The sequence below is a fragment of the Methylibium sp. Pch-M genome, assembly GCF_004136295.1.
In the GTDB taxonomy this organism is placed as follows: domain Bacteria; phylum Pseudomonadota; class Gammaproteobacteria; order Burkholderiales; family Burkholderiaceae_C; genus Methylibium; species Methylibium petroleiphilum.
The window spans coordinates 3504717-3521874 of record NZ_CP029606.1; the positions used below are offsets into that span (position 1 = coordinate 3504717).

Annotated in this window: 20 protein-coding genes; 15 read left to right on the top strand and 5 right to left on the bottom strand. The window is 69.0% G+C overall.

Translation table 11 applies throughout. From position 1 onward, the window contains the following. Positions 1 to 9: 9 nt before the first annotated feature. Entirely contained in the window at positions 10 to 861 is an 852-nt protein-coding gene (locus tag C1M51_RS16850) for a quinoprotein dehydrogenase-associated SoxYZ-like carrier (RefSeq protein WP_129451602.1), read from the top strand. Between the two features lie 10 nt (positions 862 to 871). Continuing rightward, complete coding sequence (locus C1M51_RS16855; RefSeq protein WP_129451604.1) at positions 872 to 1423, top strand: thioredoxin family protein; 552 nt, start codon at positions 872 to 874, stop codon at positions 1421 to 1423. 10 nt (positions 1424 to 1433) lie between these two features. Here C1M51_RS16855 and C1M51_RS16860 read toward each other — a convergent pair whose 3' ends face one another. Further along, a complete protein-coding gene (locus tag C1M51_RS16860) occupies positions 1434 to 2441 on the bottom strand; it encodes a metal-dependent hydrolase (protein WP_129451606.1) in 1008 nt (335 codons plus the stop codon). 146 nt (positions 2442 to 2587) lie between these two features. Between C1M51_RS16860 and C1M51_RS16865 the strand changes: the two genes are divergently transcribed. From C1M51_RS16865 to C1M51_RS16905, 9 genes are all read left to right on the top strand, one after another. Then, positions 2588 to 4441 (top strand): ABC transporter ATP-binding protein, encoded by a 1854-nt coding sequence (locus tag C1M51_RS16865; RefSeq protein WP_129451608.1) that lies wholly within the window; start codon positions 2588 to 2590, stop codon positions 4439 to 4441. A gap of 137 nt (positions 4442 to 4578) precedes the next feature. Beyond that, positions 4579 to 5337, top strand: coding sequence for a hypothetical protein (locus tag C1M51_RS16870; protein WP_242499805.1), 759 nt, complete (start codon positions 4579 to 4581; stop codon positions 5335 to 5337). 154 nt (positions 5338 to 5491) lie between these two features. Continuing rightward, complete coding sequence (locus C1M51_RS16875; protein WP_129451612.1) at positions 5492 to 6448, top strand: diacylglycerol kinase family protein; 957 nt, start codon at positions 5492 to 5494, stop codon at positions 6446 to 6448. Further along, complete coding sequence (locus C1M51_RS16880; protein WP_129451614.1) at positions 6445 to 7269, top strand: metallophosphoesterase; 825 nt, start codon at positions 6445 to 6447, stop codon at positions 7267 to 7269. Before C1M51_RS16875 ends, C1M51_RS16880 begins: the two co-directional genes overlap by 4 nt. Then, a complete protein-coding gene (locus C1M51_RS16885) occupies positions 7262 to 8071 on the top strand; it encodes a phosphatase PAP2 family protein (protein WP_207207767.1) in 810 nt (269 codons plus the stop codon). The genes C1M51_RS16880 and C1M51_RS16885 overlap by 8 nt, the downstream gene beginning before the upstream one ends. 33 nt (positions 8072 to 8104) lie before the next feature. Continuing rightward, positions 8105 to 8323, top strand: coding sequence for a hypothetical protein (locus C1M51_RS16890; protein WP_129451615.1), 219 nt, complete (start codon positions 8105 to 8107; stop codon positions 8321 to 8323). An 86-nt stretch (positions 8324 to 8409) separates the two neighbouring features. Further along, the gene (locus C1M51_RS16895; protein ID WP_129451617.1) at positions 8410 to 8757 is read left to right on the top strand and encodes a hypothetical protein; all 348 of its coding nucleotides are present in this window, start codon (positions 8410 to 8412) and stop codon (positions 8755 to 8757) included. Positions 8758 to 8999: 242 nt separating this feature from the next. Further along, positions 9000 to 9761 (top strand): DUF4397 domain-containing protein, encoded by a 762-nt coding sequence (locus C1M51_RS16900; protein WP_129451619.1) that lies wholly within the window; start codon positions 9000 to 9002, stop codon positions 9759 to 9761. A 126-nt stretch (positions 9762 to 9887) separates the two neighbouring features. After that, positions 9888 to 10442 carry a pyridoxamine 5'-phosphate oxidase family protein gene (locus tag C1M51_RS16905; RefSeq protein ID WP_242499806.1) on the top strand — a complete coding sequence of 185 codons (555 nt, stop codon included), beginning with the start codon at positions 9888 to 9890 and terminating at the stop codon, positions 10440 to 10442. On the opposite strand, the gene dbpA is transcribed toward C1M51_RS16905, so the two are convergent. Both dbpA and C1M51_RS16915 read right to left on the bottom strand, forming a co-directional pair. After that, positions 10433 to 11854 (bottom strand): ATP-dependent RNA helicase DbpA, encoded by a 1422-nt coding sequence (gene dbpA / locus C1M51_RS16910; RefSeq protein ID WP_129451623.1) that lies wholly within the window; start codon positions 11852 to 11854, stop codon positions 10433 to 10435. The two genes, C1M51_RS16905 and dbpA, sit on opposite strands and share 10 nt — an antisense overlap. A 62-nt stretch (positions 11855 to 11916) precedes the next feature. Beyond that, on the bottom strand, positions 11917 to 12297 hold the full coding sequence (locus C1M51_RS16915) for a hypothetical protein (protein ID WP_129451625.1): 381 nt from the start codon (positions 12295 to 12297) through the stop codon (positions 11917 to 11919). Between the two features lie 278 nt (positions 12298 to 12575). Between C1M51_RS16915 and C1M51_RS16920 the strand changes: the two genes are divergently transcribed. After that, entirely contained in the window at positions 12576 to 13070 is a 495-nt protein-coding gene (locus C1M51_RS16920) for a BON domain-containing protein (RefSeq protein ID WP_242499807.1), read from the top strand. Between the two features lie 216 nt (positions 13071 to 13286). Then, positions 13287 to 13493, top strand: a complete 207-nt coding sequence (locus tag C1M51_RS16925; RefSeq protein ID WP_036232189.1) for a hypothetical protein — start codon at positions 13287 to 13289, stop codon at positions 13491 to 13493. Between the two features lie 31 nt (positions 13494 to 13524). Here C1M51_RS16925 and C1M51_RS16930 read toward each other — a convergent pair whose 3' ends face one another. Beyond that, positions 13525 to 14538: a CoA ester lyase gene (locus C1M51_RS16930; protein WP_207207768.1), complete on the bottom strand. Its 1014-nt coding sequence runs from the start codon at positions 14536 to 14538 to the stop codon at positions 13525 to 13527. Between the two features lie 92 nt (positions 14539 to 14630). Then, the gene (locus tag C1M51_RS16935; RefSeq protein WP_129451627.1) at positions 14631 to 15617 is read right to left on the bottom strand and encodes a malate dehydrogenase; all 987 of its coding nucleotides are present in this window, start codon (positions 15615 to 15617) and stop codon (positions 14631 to 14633) included. Positions 15618 to 15818: 201 nt separating this feature from the next. On the opposite strand from C1M51_RS16935, the gene C1M51_RS16940 reads away from it, so the two are divergent. Both C1M51_RS16940 and sdhC read left to right on the top strand, forming a co-directional pair. Beyond that, on the top strand, positions 15819 to 16595 hold the full coding sequence (locus C1M51_RS16940) for a GntR family transcriptional regulator (RefSeq protein ID WP_129451628.1): 777 nt from the start codon (positions 15819 to 15821) through the stop codon (positions 16593 to 16595). Positions 16596 to 16709: 114 nt separating this feature from the next. Then, complete coding sequence (gene sdhC / locus C1M51_RS16945; RefSeq protein ID WP_129451630.1) at positions 16710 to 17150, top strand: succinate dehydrogenase, cytochrome b556 subunit; 441 nt, start codon at positions 16710 to 16712, stop codon at positions 17148 to 17150. The last annotated feature ends 8 nt before the right edge of the window (positions 17151 to 17158 follow it).

Below are 17158 nucleotides of genomic sequence, written 5' to 3' on the forward strand. Positions count from 1 at the left end.
AGGATCACGATGCTGGAAAGCAAGCGGTCGAGACCGTCGAGCGGCGTTGCGGGGTGGCTGGTGGCACTGTTGTTCGCCGCTGCATGGGCAGTGGCGTGGCCGGTGCATGCCGCGCCCGGCGGCCTGCCGACGAACGTGGCGCACACCGACTCGTCGCCCGAGTGGGAGAACCTGCGGCAACGGCTGTTCGCGTCGCGTCGCATCGAAACCGACTCCGGCAAGGTGCAGCTGATCGTGCCGCTGCGGGCCGCCTACGGCGCCTCGGTGCCGGTGAAGATCGTCTCGAAGCTGCCGCAGACGGCCGAGCTCTATGTCCGCAAGATGTATGTGCTGGTGGACAAGAACCCCTCGCCCGTGGCGGCGGTGCTCGACCTCACGACCGAACTCGGCCAGGCCGATTTCGAGACCCGGTTGCGGGTCGACGAGTACAGCCACGTGCGGGTCATCAGCGAACTGTCCGACGGCTCGCTGCACATGGATTCCCGCTACGTGAAGACCTCCGGCGGCTGCTCGGCGCCGCCGAACCGCGACGCGCTGCATCTGGTCGGCAAGACGGTGTTCAAGCTGCCCGAGCCGGCCCGCATGAACGCCGTGACGTCGGCCGACGTGACGGTGCTGCACCCCAACGACACCGGCTTCGAGCTCAACAACCAGACGGTGATGTTCATACCGCCGCACTTCGTGCGCTCGATCAAGGTGAGCTACGACCAGCGAAAGCTGTTCGACGCCGAGCTCGATTTCTCGGTCAGCGAGAACCCGACCTTCCGCTTCAACTTCGTGCCGCACGCCCGGGGCGAGCTGTCGGCCGAGGTCGAGGATTCGAAGGACGGGCGGTTCTCGGGTCGCCTGGCCGTGCAGTGAGTCGACCCGCATGACACCCTGGCTGCACCGCTGGCGCTCCGGCGCGTGGGTGCTGATGCTGGCGCTGGGCTCGTCGTTGGCGTCCCTCAGTTCCGCGGCCGGCCTGCCATCGGCCTATGGCGCGGTGGTGTTGCCGCCCGGCGGCGGGCCGGAACGGACCGAGTTCGACCTGACTACCGTGCGCGATCGGGCGCGTCAGGAGAACAAGAGGCTCTATGTCTACCTCGGTGCCAGCGATTGTCGCTATTGCCGTCAGTACGAGGCCTTTCTGGAAAAGAACGCGCGGGAGCTGGTGCCGCGCTTCGCGGCGAAGTACATCGTGGTCGACCTGCGGAGTTCGCTGTCGGTGCCGGCCAGCCGCCTGTACTTCCGCGTTGGAGGGAGTGTCTGGCCTTATGGAGAATTCCAGCGCTCCATCGGCGACGAGCGCTCGCGCTTGCTGGTCTACCCGACGGTCTGGCTGTTCGATGCCGACTTGAGGCCGCTGATGCAGATGCCTTCGGGGGCCGGTACCTTCCAGACCGTGCAGGAGCAGATCGAAGTGCTCGATCTGGTGCAATAGGTCGCGCTGGTCAGCGTGGCGATGGCAGCGGTTCGCCGAGCAGGCGGCGCCAGAGCCACGGGCCGGTGCGCTGCAGGTCCGGCCGCACGCCGACCGGCCGTGGCGGTCGCGCCTCGAACCGCCCGTCGCGTTGCTCGGCGACGACGAAGCTGAAGAAGTAGCTCGGTTCGAGCCCCATGCGCAGGTCGGTGATGCGCACCTGACCGTCGCGCTGCTCGAGCTTGAAGAAGCCGTGGCTGAACGCGGCGATGCGCTGCGCGGGAAGATTGTCGGCAAGCCGGGGCAGGAGCCCGGTGTCGTGAGGGAAGCGCTCGAAGCTGATGCGGGGGGTGTCGTCCAGCAGCGAATAGAAGCCCTCGGCGTGGCCGTCCGGCGTGAGAGCGAGCACGCGCCACAGCACGGTGTTGAACGGGGCTGGCGTCACCAGCAAGTCGCGCGCGGCCAGTCCCTGAGCCTGCAGCGAGGCCTGAGCGAGGCTCGTCACGTGCTGCTGCGCGATCACGCTCCAGACGAGATAGCCGGTGCTCAGCAGCAGGCCCGCGGCGTTCCAGCGCAAGCCGCGGGCGGGCCACGCAACGAGCGCCAGGATCACCCCTGCCAGCAGCGGCAGCGTGTAGAGCGGGTCGATGATGAAGATGCTGCCGACGGCGAACGGAAAGTCGCTGAACGGCCGGGCCAACTGCGTGCCATAGACCGTCATCAGGTCGAGCAGCGGGTGGGTGACGAGGGCGAGCCAGACAGCCAGCCACCAGCGGCCGAAGTGCACGCGGTCGCGGTGCAGCCAAGCGATGGCTGCGGCGAGCAGCGGCGCCGCCAGCGTCAGGAAGAACAGCGCGTGGCTCTCGGCGCGGTGCAGCGTCATGTTGCTGATCGCGTCACCGTGGTCGATGAAGGCGTCGAGGTCGGGCAGGGTGCCGCACACGCCGCCCCACAGCGCGGCCTTCCAGGCGGCGGTGCGTCGGCCCATGACGGCGATGCCGACGGCGGCGCCGAGTGCGAGCTGAGTCAGTGAATCCATCGGGGGCGGTGGGCGAAGCGGTGAGCCGTGCGGGCGAAGCGCGCATGCTAGGGCCTGTCGACGCTGGCGTGGGGGCAGGGCCATTGCCATCGGCTAATCTCGCCGCCTGGCTCCGGTGCGGGCCCCATCCACCACGGAGACCCTGCGTGTTCGGCGCGTTCGAGAAGCTGCTCCATCCCTACCCAGACGCGGCGCCCACGCCGCCGCCCAAGGGGCTGCTGCCTTTCCTGTGGCACGGCACGCGCGGGCTGCGGCCCTGGCTGCTGGCGATGACCTTGCTGACGGCTGGCATCGGAGCATTCGAGGCGCTGCTGTTCAGCATGCTCGGCCGCATCGTCGACTGGCTGGCCGCGGTGGCGCCCGCGCGCCTTTGGGCCGAGCAGGGCGGCACGCTGATGCTGTTGGCGGCGGTGCTGATGGGCAGCACGCTGCTGATCGCGCTGCAGTCGCTGATCAAGCAGCAGGCGCTGGCCGGCAACTTCCCGATGCTGCTGCGCTGGAACTTCCACCGCCTGATGCTCGGCCAGAGCATGGGCTTCTACCAGGACGAGTTCGCCGGCCGGGTGGCCACCAAGGTGATGCAGACGGCGCTGGCGGTGCGCGACACCTGGATGATCCTGGCCGAGCTGCTGGTGTTCGTGGTGATCTACTTCGTCACGCTGCTGCTGGTGCTGGGCGGCTTCGACGCGTGGCTGCTGCTGCCCTTCCTGGGCTGGGTGGTGCTCTACACGTTGGCCCTGCGGCATTTCGTGCCCCGGCTGGCGCGTGTGGCGCAGTCGCAGGCCGATGCGCGCTCGCTGATGACCGGACGCATCACCGATGCCTACACGAACATCGCTACCGTCAAGCTGTTCTCGCATGCCGGGCGGGAGGCCGGCTACGCACGCGGCGCGATGCAGGAGTTCCTGCAGACCGTGCAGGCGCAGATGCGGCTGGTCACCGGCTTCGAGATCGTCAACCACGCACTGAGCATGCTGCTGATCCTGAGCACGGCCGGTGCGACGCTGTGGTTGTGGACGCAAGGGCAGGTGGGGGTGGGCGCGCTGGCGGCGGCGACCGCGATGTCGCTGCGGCTCAACGGCATCTCGCACTGGGTGATGTGGGAGATGGCGGCGCTGTTCGAGCACATCGGCACGGTTCAGGACGGCATGAACACGTTGTCGCGACCCCATGCGGTGGTCGACCGGCCGGACGCACGGCCACTGCAGGTAAGCCGCGGCGAGATCCGTTTCGAGGACGTGAGCTTCGGCTACGGCGGCGAGCGGATGGTGGTGGAGAACCTGTCGCTGGACATCCGGGCGGGCGAGAAGATCGGCCTCGTCGGCCGGTCCGGTGCCGGCAAGTCCACCCTCATCAACCTGCTGCTGCGCTTCTACGACATCGAACGAGGCCGCGTGCTGATCGACGGCCAGGACATCGCCGGGGTGACACAGAACAGCCTGCGCGAGCAGGTCGGCATGGTCACGCAGGACACCTCGCTGCTGCACCGCTCGGTGCGGGACAACATCCTCTACGGCCGGCCCGACGCGACCGACGCCGACATGGTGCTCGCCGCCCGACGGGCCGAGGCACACGAGTTCATCCAGGGCCTGACCGACCCGAAGCAGCGAATCGGGTACGACGCCCACGTGGGCGAACGCGGCGTCAAGCTCTCGGGCGGTCAGCGGCAGCGCATCGCGATCGCGCGCGTGATGCTGAAGGACGCACCGATCCTGCTGCTCGACGAGGCCACCAGCGCGCTCGATTCGGAGGTCGAGGCGGCCATCCAGGCCAGCCTGTACCGGCTGATGGAGGGCAAGACGGTCGTGGCCATCGCCCACCGGCTCAGCACGATCGCGGCGATGGACCGGCTGGTCGTGCTGGACCGCGGCCGCATCGTCGAGCAGGGCGACCACCGCAGCCTGCTCGCGCGGGGTGGGCTGTACGCGCGGTTGTGGGCGCACCAGAGTGGGGGCTTCCTGGGCGAAGAGGCAGAGGACGCCGACGAGGCGTTGGCGTGAGCCCGCCGGTGGGGCTGCCCCGGACCGCAATTCCCCTCGATCGCGGGGTCTGCCGCAGCGAGGACTTGTCGCCATCGTCGTTCATGATGTATCCATAGGCCACCGGCCAGCAGTTCAGGGAGAGAGTGATGCGGGAAATGATGCGTGACTTTGCGGCGTCCACGTTGTGGCGCATCAGTGCGTTCGAGCGCGTGCGGGCGGAAACCGGCACCAGCGGCTTCATGCGTCTGGCGGGCGGGCCGACGCTGCTGCCCAGCACGCTGATGGCTGACCTGCGGCAGATCGAGGAGGACCTGCAGGAGGGCGACATCCTCGAGGTGATCGCCGCCTGCATACGGCACCGGGAGCCGGCATTGCTCTGCCTGCAGCACGAGCAGCTGGTGTGGCCCATCACCGTGTTTCCCGACGAGCGCCTCTACCACTCGCCGCGCGACATGACCGGCGCGTCTGCGGAAGGCTTGGCGGAGCTGCGCGTGCTGACCGTCGAGCCGCCGGGCGTGAGGCCACCGGGTCACTGGATGCATGAGCGGGTGGGTCAGGCGGATTGCTACCGCCCCCTGGCTCCGCTGCTCTGGACCATGGCCCTGAACGGTCCGCGACGCACCCTGCTCAGCGAGATCGGCGGCACGGCGGCCTACCGCGTGGTCGATCGCTCGGCGATCGAGAACCTGAATGCGCCGGGCGCCCTCGGCTCGGCCATCGAGCGACTGCGCAAGGAGTCGGTCTCAATGCGCGACGTGGCGCGCTTCCCCGGCATGAACGTCGAGCGGGCCGCGCGCCTGCTCAATGCGCTCTACCTGACCTCCAGCCTGATGGTCACTCGCACCAACCCGGCCGCCCGTTCGGAGCCCGGCCTGCTGCGCGGCCTGTTCGGTTCCGGCAAGGCCCGGCGCTAGGGCCTGCGCGCCGGCGTCGGCGCGCCCGCCTCGCCGAGTGGATGTCCGGGGCGCGGGCGTAGGCAAGTTCCTACCGTGCGGTCGGTCCGCGGACTATGGCTTGCGGCCGGGGGGCATGGTCTGATGCGGTCTTCGTGCCGCACGCCCACCGACCATGCCTACCGACCCTTCCGAGCCCGACTCCGACGCGCCGATCTTCGTGGTGCTCAACGTCGGTTCCGGCAGCGACGACGCGAACGCCACGCGCGCGACGATCGAGCGTGTGCTGAGCGAGGCGGGGCGGGAGCACGAACTGACGGTGGTCGACGAGCCGGCGCGGCTGCACGACATCGCGCGCAATGTGGTCGGTCGCGCGCGGGCGCGCGGCGGCATCGTGGTCGCCGCCGGCGGCGACGGCACGATCAATGCGGTGGCACAGGCGGTTCTGGGCAGCGGCTGCGCGTTCGGGGTGCTGCCGCAGGGCACCTTCAACTACTTCAGTCGCACCCACGGGCTGCCGGCCACGACGGAAGAGGGCACCCGGCTGCTGCTGACGGCTGAGGCGCAGCCGGTGCAGGTGGGACTGGTCAACGACCGCGTGTTTCTCGTGAACGCCAGCCTCGGGCTCTACCCGAAGCTGCTCGAGGATCGCGAGGCCTACAAGCAGCAGTACGGACGCAGCCGCCTGGTGGCGCTGTGGTCGGGCGTCATGACGCTGCTGCGCGGGCACCGGCGGTTGCGCCTGCATCTCGAGCAGGACGGCGATCTGCAGGCCTGCGAGCTGCGAACGTCGACGCTGTTCATTGGCAACAACCGCCTGCAGCTCGAGCAGATCGGCATCCGCGAGGCGCCGCTGCTCGAACAGGGCCGGCTCGCGGCGATCGCGCTGCGGCCGGTGGGCCGGCTCGAGATGCTGTGGCTGCTGCTGCGGGGGGCGTTCGGTCAGCTCGGGGACGCCGACAAGGTGTCGAGCTTCCCGTTCGCACGGATCACGGTGCAGCCGGCGCTGCGGGGGCGCGCGGGGCGGCGCATCAAGGTGGCGACCGACGGCGAGATCGCCTGGCTGACCACGCCGCTGGTGTTCCGAGTCGCTCCGCAGCCGCTGTGGTTGCTCAAGCCGGAGCCGCAATGACCCTGGCGATTCAGATCTCCGACCCGCACTTCGGCACCGAGCAGCCCGCGGTGGTCGAGGCGCTGCTGCAGCTGGTGCGCGAGCAGGCGCCCGACGTGGCCGTGCTGTCGGGCGACATCACCCAGCGGGCCAGCCGCGCGCAGTTCCGTGCGGCGCGGGCCTTCGTCGATCGCCTGGGCACCCCGGTCACGCTGGTGATCCCCGGCAACCACGACATCCCGCTGTTCAACCCGGTCGCCCGGCTGTTCGCGCCGTATGCCAACCACCGCCAGGCCTTCGGTGCCGAGCTCGAGCCGATGGCGGCCTGGCCCGACCTGCTGCTGCTCGCCGTCAACACCACCCGGCCCTGGCGCCACAAGGACGGCGAGGTGTCGGACGCGCAGGTGGCGCGCGTGGCGGCGCAGCTGCACGCCGCGCAACCGGGCCAGGTGCGGGTGGTGGTCGTGCACCAGCCGCTGGCGGTGACGCGCGAGGAGGACGAACCGAACCGGTTGCACCGCGGCGCCGAGGCGGCGCGCGCCTGGTCGCGGGCCGGGGCGGACCTGGTGCTCGGCGGCCACATCCATCTGCCCTTCGTGCTGCCGCTGCACGAACGCTTCGACGCGCTGGCGCGCCCGCTGTGGGCGGTGCAGGCAGGCACTGCGGTGTCGCGGCGGGTGCGTGACGAGGCCGGCAACTCGGTCAACCTGGTCCGTTCGCGAGGCCGTGTGGGGCCGCGTCGCGAGGCGCTGGTCGAGCGCTGGGATTACCGCGCGGCGTCGCAGCGTTTCGAACCGGTGTCGATGCACCGCCTCGGCTTCGAGGTTGGCAGCGATGGATGAGGCCCGCGTTCTCGCACTGGTCACCGCGGTGGGCGAGCGGGCCGTCCCCAGCTTCGTGCTTGCGCTGGCTTGCCTGCTGTTGTTCGTCGCCTCGGCCTGGTGGCTGACACGGCGCCATGTGCTGCCGCGGCTGGTGAGCCCGCTGCCGCCGAGCGGCTTCCTGGCGCTGAACCTCGGCCTGGGCTTCGTGATCGTCGTGGTGTCCGCCGCCATCTTCGCCGGCACGGCTGACGAGATCGGCATCGACGAGGAACTGGGGGTGCTCGACACAGCCTTTTCCGACACGCTGCGGGACAGCGTCTCGCTCGCGACCCTGCGGGTCTTCTCGCTGCTGACCCGCTTCGGCGACACGGCGACGCTCACCGTGCTCTGCACCGTGGTGGCGGTGTGGCTGTGGGTCGTCCGCAAACGCTGGCTGGCGCTGGCCTGGGTGATCGCGATCGCCGGCAACGGCGTCCTGAACACCACCCTGAAGGGCATCTTCGAGCGCGTGCGGCCACTGCACGAACACGGCCTGGTGCACGAACTGGGGTGGAGCTTCCCCAGTGGCCACAGCTCCGGTGCGGTAGTCGCTTACGGCATGCTCGCCTACATCGCGATGCGGCGCCTGCCGCCGGCGTGGCATCTGCCGGCGCTGCTGCTGGCCACCGCGATCGCCTTCACCACCGGATGCAGCCGCATCTTCCTGCAGGTGCATTTCGCCAGCGACGTGCTGGCCGGCTTCGCTTCCGGCCTGGCCTGGCTGACCGTCTGCGTCGTCAGCACCGAGCTGACGCGTCGCTATCGCCGTGCGCCAGGCTGAGCGCAAGGCGTCCCCTTGAGCAAGGAGAGTCCCATGAGCACACGCGCCGCATCCTCCTCCCGGTCCCGGCCGCCCGCGCCGAAGCCGAGCCCGCGTCCATCGCTGCCACACGAACGCGACGAATCCAGCGACATGACCGGCGGCGAGCCCAGCGAGAGCATGCGGCAGGCCCATCGCGATCTGGCTCGCGGTTTGAAGGACACCGATCGCGGGCCGGAAGCGGACCGCGCCTACCGCAAGCTGAAGCGTTGATCCGCTGCGTCCGCTTGAGTGCGCGGCGCGTGTCATCATTTGCAGCGGTCGACATCAAGGCCGGTCATCCATACAGGAGCAGCAACGTGCGACGTCAGCGACTCACCGCAGGATGGGCCATCGTGCTGGCGCTGTGCGGCACCGTGCTGCCCGGCACGGCGGGCGCGGAGGAAGACGCGAGGGCCTACGTGGCCTTCGTCGAGGACTTCACCGCGCAGTGCGTCGCGCGCAACGGTGTGCAGATTCTCGTCAGGAACACGCATCCCACGCGCCGGCTGCGCGTGTGGCTGGACCGATACCACATGGGCACCGGGACCGGCGACCGCTCGCGCAGCGATCTCGCACCCGCCGGCGAGCCCGAAGCCCTGGGGTGTTCCCGCAGCAGCACGGGACCCCAGGAGTGGCGTGTCGTGCGCAGTGTGTTCCTCGACTGAGGGCGCGGTGTCCGCCGCCTGACCGCGAGCGTTGCGTCGGCCGTGCGGGCTGGCGGAGCATGTCAAAAGACAAAGCGCGTTGTCCGACACTCTCTTGCGGTGCGCCCTACGTGCAGGCGCCGCATCGGCCGACAGAAGCCCGCAGGCTTCACTCCTACCTTTCAAGGGTTCGCAAGACGGACTCGCCTCACCGGCCGCCAGGCCCGGGCGATCACTCAGCAACCCTTCGAGAGGCAAGACCGATGAAGCATTCCATGAAGTTCCTGCTGGCGCTCGCGCCCATCGCCCTGCTCGCCGCCTGCGGTGGTGGCGACGACGACCTCGACGACCGGCTCGACATCGCCGACCCGAAGGTTCGATTCGTCCACGCCATTCCGGCCGGCCCGGACGTCACGCTGTTCCGCGGCGCCAACGCACAGTCCGATGCGACCGATGTGCCCTACCTGTTCGCATCGAAGTACTTCGACGTCGATTCCGGCGACGCGACCTGGTCGGTGAAGACATCGACCGGTTCGCTCGACGTCGGTGCGGTCACCTTCGATGCCAAGCGCGGCAACAAGTACAGCCTGCTCGCGGTGCCGAGTTCTTCTGTGACCGAGGTGGTGCTGATCGACGATCCGTACAACAAGGGCCTGACCGCGGACAACGCCCGCGTGCGCGTGTTCAATGCTTCGTTCAACGCCGGCAGCATCGACGTCTATCTCAACGCACCCGGCACCGATCTGGCCGGCGTGTCGCCCACGTTCCCGGCTGTGGCCTACAAGGCGGCGAGTCCGGCGTCGGGCTCCGACTCGGTCGACCTGCCCGGCGGCACCTACCAGATGCGCATCACCAACGCCGGCACGAAGAACGTGATCTTCAATGCACCGGTGACGCTGAACGTCAACGCCGACTGGCTGGTGCTCAGCCTGCCGGCCAGCGCGACACCCGACGACGTGAAGGCCCTCGTGGTGCAGTCGGACGACGACACGCCGGCGGCTACCGAGCTGACGACGACGCCCTGACGTGACGCGGCCCTTGCCGTCGGCCGCCGCTGTAGGACGCGGCCGACGCGCAGGAGCGGCCCTGGCCGATAGTTCGCGCCCCGGCCCGGGGCGACCATGAGTGCACCCCAACGCAAGGAGTGGTCCATGAACATCGAAACACAAGAAACGGCCGACCTGAACCAACTGGCGAGCCTGATCGACGGCATGTCGATCGCGATGCTCAGTGGCGTCGAACGCGACGGTTCGCTGGTGAGCCGGCCGATGACGCCGCTGGAGATGGACGGTGACGGCGCGCTGTGGTTCTTCACCGACGTGCGTTCGGAGAAGACGGAGCGGCTGATCCCTCTGAACCTCAGCTTCTCCAACGAAGCGAACTCGATCTACGTGTCCATCTCCGGTCACGGCGAGGTGGTTCGCGACCGGGAGCACGTGAAGCGCCTGTGGACGCCCTATGCGAAGCCCTGGTTCCTCGAGGGTCCCGAATCACCCTACCTCGTGCTGTTGAAGTTCGTCCCGCACTCCGCCGATTACTGGGACGCACCGCACAGCAAGATGATGCGCCTGGTCGCGATGAACCCGCCGACGTCGGCCACCGAGCGGTCCGATCCCGAATCGAATGCGCTGCGCCCCGTGCCCAGGCCGACCCGTCGCTTTGAAGACGCGGTCCGGACGCCGTCCGCCCGCCGGGCTCATGCCTGAAGGCTGCGTGCCTTGATCTTCTTGCCCTTGACCCGGCCGCCGTCGAGCTTGCGCAGCGCCTCCTTGGCGATGCTGCGCTCGACGGCCACGTAGGTCGAGAACTCGGTGACGTTGATCTTGCCGATCTGGGCAGCGGCCAGGCCGGCGTCGCCGGTCAGCGCACCCAGCACGTCGCCGGGACGGATCTTCTCCTTGCGACCGCCCAGAATCTGCAGCGTGACCATCGGAGGCACCAGGGGCCCGCCGCCGGACGGCGTGAGTTCGCTCAGCGGGTGCCAGTCCGATTCCCGGTCCTGCAACTGATCGATCTTCGCCACGCTGGGCATTTCGTCGAGCGTGGCCAGGCTGAGCGCCCACCCGGCCTGATCGGCGCGGCCGGTACGGCCGATGCGGTGGATGTGCACTTCCGGGTCGGGCGAGATGTCGACGTTGACGACCGCTTCGAGTTGCTCGACGTCGAGGCCGCGCGCGGCGACGTCGGTCGCCACCAGCACCGAACAGCTGCGGTTCGCGAACTGCAGCAGCACCTGATCGCGGTCGCGCTGTTCCAGATCGCCGTGCAGCGCCAGCGCCTGCACGCCTTGCGCGCTCAGCACGGCCACCAGATCGCGGCACTGCTGTTTGGTGTTGCAGAACGCCAGCGTGCTGGCGGGACGGAAGTGGTCGAGCAGCAGTCCGACCGCGTGCAGGCGCTGCTCTTCCTTCACCTCGTAGAAACGCTGGCGGATCTTGCCTGCGTCGTGCTGGGATTCGAGCCGGACATGCTCGGGCTGGCGCAGGAACTGCGCGCTCAGCCGGGCGATGCCTTCGGGGTAGGTGGCCGAGAACAGCAGCGTCTGGCGCTGCGGTGGGCAATGGCGGGCGACCGCGGCGATGTCGTCGAAGAAGCCCATGTCGAGCATGCGGTCGGCTTCGTCGAGCACCAGCGTGTTCAGCGAGGCGAGCGCGAGACTGCCGCGCTCCAGGTGGTCGATGATGCGACCCGGCGTGCCGACGACGATGTGCGCGCCGTGCTGCAGGCTGGCCAGTTGCGGGCGCATCGTGGCGCCGCCGCACAGCGTGAGGATCTTGGTGTTCTCTTGACTGCGAGCCAGGCGGCGCAGTTCCTGAGTCACCTGGTCGGCGAGCTCGCGCGTCGGGCACAGTACCAGACTCTGCACGTCGAGGCGGCGCGGATCGAGCCGCGCCAGCAGGGCCAAGGCGAAGGCGGCCGTCTTGCCGCTGCCGGTCTTGGCCTGGGCGATCAGGTCGCGGCCCGCCAGTGCGATCGGCAGTGTGGCGGCCTGGACCGGCGTCATGCTGTGGTAGCCGAGCTGCTCCAGATTGGCCAGCACGGCGGGCGCCAGCGGCAGCTGGCCGAAGGGCAGGGGAGGTGCGCCGGACGGGGCGTCTTTCGAGGGGGACGGGGACATGCCCGATTGTCGGGCCTGCGCCCTGCGTCCCCGCCCGCAGGGGCCAGGTCCTGCTTTTCTTCCTAGTAGCAGTCCGGTTCGGGCTTCTTCAGGCGGCAGCTCCAGCGAAAGCCGTCGACCCCCTGCTTGGCCGAACGTCTCAGGATGGCGGTGGGCTCGTTGGCGATCGCATCCGGCAGCGGCACCGCCAGAGGCGCGCCGGTGGTGTTGGTGTAGAAGTTGAGAAAGCAGGTCTCGGCACCGGCACACAGGCTGTCGATCTGCGGCTGATAGGCCTCCCGCTGACCCGCCAGGTCGGCCGGCACGATCACCGAGCGGATGATTCCCTGCCGGCCGGCCACCGGCCACGCCTCGGTGGCGGCAGCGGCACTGCCCACCCAGCCGGCCGCGCACGCGGCGAGCAGCAGCCGGATCGATCGGTCGCGGTCTCGCGTCTTGCCCACCAGCTTCTCCTCGGCCGGGAAGAGTTTCTGCGTCGCGCCCCCGGCAGGGCGACCGCCGGCGATGCTAGCGCGGCGCCCTGCCGCCGTGGCGGGATGCCGCGGTGGGGGCGTGGGAATCGTCCGACAACACGGCGCGGTGCACGCCGATGGTGAGGGCCCCCCGCGGTTCCTAAGCTGTCTACATCTCAACGACGCGAGCCGGTGTCTTCGGCCCCTCGCGATGTCCGGGCCCTGCTACAGGCAATGCCCTCCCGCCTTTCAAGGAGATGGAGATGAAGATGAGTTCACGCACCCTCACCACGATGTCTGCTTCCACCGTGCTGCTGGCCGCCCTGGCGCTGGCCGGATGCAATCGCAACACCGAACAGGCCCAGGCGCCGGCCGACAGCGGCGCAGGCGTGGCCCAGTCCGAGCAGCGCATGGAGCAGAAGGTCAACCAGGCGCAGGCCAGCGCAGAGCGCGGCATGGACAATGCTGCCAACGCCGTGAAGGGCGCCGCCCAGGACGCCACCCAGGCCACCAAGAATGCGGCGGCCGAGGTCGGCGACAAGGTCGGCGATGCCATGATCACGACGACGGTCAACGCCGAACTGGCGAAGGATCCCAAGCTGAGCGCGCTGAAGATCAATGTCGACACCGCGGACGGCAAGGTGGCGTTGCGCGGCACGGCGCCGGACAGCGCCTCTCGCGAGCGTGCGACCCAGCTCGCGATGGCGGTCAAGGGGGTGGTGAGCGTCGACAACCAGCTCACCATCGAGCCGGCCAAGAGCTGATCCCCGAAGGACCCGGCATCCGCCGGGCACGACAGTGTCGCGGGCGTCTACTCGACAGGGTGGGCGCCCGCGGCTGCGTTACGTTCTGGAGAGGGTCAACGTTGTTCCTGCGAGCGCGTTGAGGAGACACGAAGTCCTGCGTCCGCAAGGCCGGTCGGCTCCACGCGGTGGAGGGTCCGGGAGACGCGGGGCGTCGAAGCCGCAGGAGGCCGATGCATGAGCTCCCTCTCCGTCACCCGCTACGAGATCCGCTTCCAGTCGCTGTTCAGGGAAGGTCGGGCGCTGAGCTTTCCCTGCGATGCGCAGGGCCACGTGCAGCTCGACGCGCTGAGCGAGCAGGCTCGTCACAACTACCTCTATGCGCGCGCCGTGGTCGGCCGCGAGTACGCCACGCCGATGGTGCTGGCGCTCTGCGCGCACTGAGTGCCGCGCGCGCCGTGCGGCCACGGGCGGCTCAGGCTGCGGCGGTGGCGAAGAACGCCGAGCGCGCCGCGTCGGGCAGCGAGCGCCCGGTGCGGGCGGCACGCTCCAGCACGTGCCAGTGGTAGCGGTAGCTCGCGCGGTCCTGCAGCAGACCGCGGTGCGCGATCGGGGCCCAATCGGCGGCCTGGGCGGCCAGCAGGATGTCGAGAGCCGCCTCGATCTCGGCTGGCACCGGGGCGAAGGCCTCGACGATGGGGCGGATCTGGTTGGGGTGGATGCTCCACATGCGCGCGTAGCCTAGCTCGCGCGACGCACGTGTGGCGGCCTGCGCGATGGCCTGCGTGTCGCTGTACTCGGTGACCACGCAGTGCGAGGGCAGCTTGCCGGCCGCGTGGCAGGCCGCCGAGATCTCCAGCTTGGCGCGCAGCACCAGCGGATGGCTGAACTGCCCCGCCAGGCTCATGCCGAAGGCAGGGATCGCGCCGTGGTGCGCCGAGACGAAGTCCATCAACCCGAAGGACAGGGATTCGATCGCCGGCAGCGCCGCGATCGCCTGCACGTCGCGCAGCGCGCCGTGCGTTTCGACCAGCGCATGCACTGGGATCGCGCGCGCCAGGCCCTGCTCGCGGCGGGTCGCTTCGATGGCGGCGATGGCGTCGCGCAGTTCTTCCACGCCCTGCGCCTTCGGGATCATCAGGTAGGCCAGCCGCTCGCCGGCGCCGGCCAGCAGGGTGCGCACGTCGTCCGCGAAGCTCGGGTGAGGATAGGGGTGGACACGCACCCCGACGCGGCCGTGGCGGTTGGCGGCGCTCGACACCAATTCCGCGGCGAGCCGTGCGTGCTCCGGCTCGCCGCCGACCGGGGCGCCGTCCTCGAGGTCGAGCGTCACGTCGAACAGTGCGGTGTCGGCCATGTCCGCCTGCAGCGACAGGGCCTTGCGCATGCGCGGCTCGACGCCGGCGTAGTGGTCGCAGACCGGCAGATCCGGCCGGTGTTCGTGGGCGCCGAACAGCGCCTGCAGGGGGTGGATGCGGGGGCGGCTCATCGCGAGGGCTCCATGCGGGAACGGCGAGGCGGAATGAAAAAGGCCGATCCGCGCAGCGGGATCGGCCTCGGAGGGCGGTGCTGCGGGCCGGCTCAGATCAGGTGCTTGACGCCGTCCTGTTCGCCCTGCAGCTCGGCCAGGGTCTTGTTGATGCATTCCTGCGAGAACGCGTCGATCGCGAGACCGTCGACGATCTTGTACTCGCCGTTGGCACAGGTGACCGGGAAGCCGAACATCACGTCCTTCGGGATGCCGTATTCGCCGTTCGACGGGACACCCATCGTGACCCAGGCGCCATTGGTGCCCAGGGCCCAGTCGCGCATGTGGTCGATCGCCGCATTGGCCGCCGACGCCGCCGACGACAGGCCGCGGGCCTCGATGATCGCTGCGCCGCGCTTGCCGACCGTCGGCAGGAACACGTCCTTGTTCCAGGCCTGGTCGTTGATCATGTCCTTCACCGAGGCGCCGTCGATGGTGGCGAAGCGGTAGTCGGCATACATCGTGGGCGAATGGTTGCCCCACACCGCCAGTTGCTTGATCGACGACACCGGCTTGCCGGTCTTGGCGGCGATCTGCGAGGCGGCGCGGTTGTGGTCCAGGCGCAGCATCGCGGTGAAGTTCTTGCGCGGCAGGTCGGGCGCGGCCTTCATCGCGATGAAGGCGTTGGTGTTGGCCGGGTTGCCGACCACCAGCACCTTGACGTTGCGCGAGGCCACGGCGTTCAGGGCCTTGCCCTGCGCGGTGAAGATGGCGCCGTTGATCGACAGCAGCTCGGCACGCTCCATGCCCGGGCCGCGCGGACGCGAGCCGACGAGCAGCGCGTAGTCGGCATCCTTGAAGGCGGTCATGGGGTCGCCGTGGGCCTCCATGCCGGCCAGCAGCGGGAAGGCGCAGTCCTCCAGTTCCATCATCACGCCCTTCAGCGCCTTCTGGGCCTTCTCGTCCGGGATCTCCAGCAATTGCAGGATCACGGGCTGGTCCTTGCCCAGCATCTCGCCGGAGGCAATGCGGAACAGCAGGGCGTAGCCGATCTGGCCAGCAGCACCGGTGACGGCCACGCGGACGGGTTTCTTGCTCATGTCGAAGCTCCGGAGGTAGGGTCGTGGGATGGGGAGGTCGGGTCGCGTACGTCAAGGACGTGACGAAGACCGGCACAGGAGTGCGAGTGTAGAAGCAATCGACGTGGTCGCCGCAGGATGCGCCAAATCTTATGTCTTATATAAGACATCTTTCATTGGTTTTGTGGACGATCCGGGGCCCGCTGTGATGCAATCCGCCGCATGGCCAACGCCCTGCCTCCCTCCCTGTCCGCGGAAGACGCCTCGCTCGAGGCGGCGGGGCCGGCCTTCAGCCCGCTGTACCAGCAGATCAAGGCGCTGATCACGCGCAGCCTGCAGGGTGGCGAGTGGCGTCCCGGCGAGGCGATTCCGAGCGAGATCGAACTCGCGGCGCGCTACAAGGTGAGCCAGGGGACGGTGCGCAAGGCGATCGACGAGCTGGCGACCGAGAACCTCGTGGTGCGCCGCCAGGGCAAGGGCACCTTCGTCGCGACCCATGCGGAACAGCAGGTGCAGTACCGCTTCCTGCGCCTCGTGCCCGACGCCGAAGGCAAGGTCGGCACGGTGGAGCGCCGCTTCCTCGACTGCCGGCGCGTGCGGGCGACCGCCGAGGTGGCGCGCGCGCTGGAGCTGAAGGCCGGCGAGGCGGTGATCCAGGTGCGGCGCCTGCTGTCGTTCGGCGGCCGCCCGGTGGTGCTGGACGATATCTGGCTCAACGGCGCGCTGTTCAAGGGCCTCACGGCCGAGCGGCTGGCCGAGTCGCGCGGTGCGCTGTACGCCACCTTCGAGACGGAGTTCGGCGTGCGGATGATCCGCGCCGAGGAGAAGCTGAAGGCGGTGAGCGCGACCGCGCTCGAGGCCGACCTGCTGCAGGTGGTGCTCGGCGCCGCGCTGCTGAGCGTGGAGCGCCGCACGCTGACCTATGGCGACCGGCCGGTGGAACTGCGCCGGGGCCTGTACGACACGACGCTGCATCACTACAGGAACGAGCTGAGCTGAACCGGAACGGAACAGAATCCGGCATGGGAGGCGCCTCGGCGGGCCTCCTTCTGCTGCGATGCAACAATGCAATAAACTCATCAAGTTACACAGACCAGAACAAGGTGAATGGGTATGGCAGAGACCACCGTGAAAGCAGGCCGGCCGCGTCCGGAGTACCGCAACATCCACGTCAGCCAGATCGTCGGCTACCGCTTGCCGCCCGCCGGCATCGTGTCGATCCTGCACCGCATCAGTGGCGCAATCATGTTCCTGCTGCTGCCCTTCATCGTCTGGCTGTTCGACACCAGCCTGAGTTCCGAGATCTCCTACGAGACCTTCACCAGCGCCTTCGTGGCCGGCATCGGCTTCGTGCCGGGCTGGTTCGTCAAGCTGGTGGCGCTGGCCCTGATCTGGGCCTACCTGCTGCACTTCATCGCCGGCGTGCGCCATCTGTGGATGGACATGACGCATGCCGTCAGCAAGGAGGCGGGGCACCGCTCGGCCCTGATCACCCTGGGCCTGAGCACGCTGCTGACGCTGGCGCTGATGGGCAAGCTGTTCGGCTGGTACTGACAAGAGAA

Excerpts from the sequence above, each read along its gene's own strand:
- C1M51_RS16920 (WP_242499807.1), top strand. The coding sequence starts at position 12,576 with ATGAGTTCACGCACCCTCACCACGATGTCTGCTTCCACCGTGCTGCTG.
- sdhC (WP_129451630.1), top strand. The coding sequence starts at position 16,710 with ATGGCAGAGACCACCGTGAAAGCAGGCCGGCCGCGTCCGGAGTACCGC.
- C1M51_RS16905 (WP_242499806.1), top strand. The coding sequence starts at position 9,888 with ATGAACATCGAAACACAAGAAACGGCCGACCTGAACCAACTGGCGAGC.
- C1M51_RS16900 (WP_129451619.1), top strand. The coding sequence starts at position 9,000 with ATGAAGCATTCCATGAAGTTCCTGCTGGCGCTCGCGCCCATCGCCCTG.
- C1M51_RS16885 (WP_207207767.1), top strand. The coding sequence starts at position 7,262 with ATGGATGAGGCCCGCGTTCTCGCACTGGTCACCGCGGTGGGCGAGCGG.
- C1M51_RS16935 (WP_129451627.1), bottom strand. The coding sequence starts at position 15,617 with ATGAGCAAGAAACCCGTCCGCGTGGCCGTCACCGGTGCTGCTGGCCAG.
- C1M51_RS16880 (WP_129451614.1), top strand. The coding sequence starts at position 6,445 with ATGACCCTGGCGATTCAGATCTCCGACCCGCACTTCGGCACCGAGCAG.
- C1M51_RS16855 (WP_129451604.1), top strand. The coding sequence starts at position 872 with ATGACACCCTGGCTGCACCGCTGGCGCTCCGGCGCGTGGGTGCTGATG.
- C1M51_RS16890 (WP_129451615.1), top strand. The coding sequence starts at position 8,105 with ATGAGCACACGCGCCGCATCCTCCTCCCGGTCCCGGCCGCCCGCGCCG.
- C1M51_RS16925 (WP_036232189.1), top strand. The coding sequence starts at position 13,287 with ATGAGCTCCCTCTCCGTCACCCGCTACGAGATCCGCTTCCAGTCGCTG.
- C1M51_RS16930 (WP_207207768.1), bottom strand. The coding sequence starts at position 14,538 with ATGAGCCGCCCCCGCATCCACCCCCTGCAGGCGCTGTTCGGCGCCCAC.
- C1M51_RS16875 (WP_129451612.1), top strand. The coding sequence starts at position 5,492 with ATGCCTACCGACCCTTCCGAGCCCGACTCCGACGCGCCGATCTTCGTG.
- C1M51_RS16940 (WP_129451628.1), top strand. The coding sequence starts at position 15,819 with ATGGCCAACGCCCTGCCTCCCTCCCTGTCCGCGGAAGACGCCTCGCTC.
- C1M51_RS16860 (WP_129451606.1), bottom strand. The coding sequence starts at position 2,441 with ATGGATTCACTGACTCAGCTCGCACTCGGCGCCGCCGTCGGCATCGCC.
- C1M51_RS16870 (WP_242499805.1), top strand. The coding sequence starts at position 4,579 with ATGATGCGTGACTTTGCGGCGTCCACGTTGTGGCGCATCAGTGCGTTC.
- C1M51_RS16850 (WP_129451602.1), top strand. The coding sequence starts at position 10 with ATGCTGGAAAGCAAGCGGTCGAGACCGTCGAGCGGCGTTGCGGGGTGG.
- dbpA (WP_129451623.1), bottom strand. The coding sequence starts at position 11,854 with ATGTCCCCGTCCCCCTCGAAAGACGCCCCGTCCGGCGCACCTCCCCTG.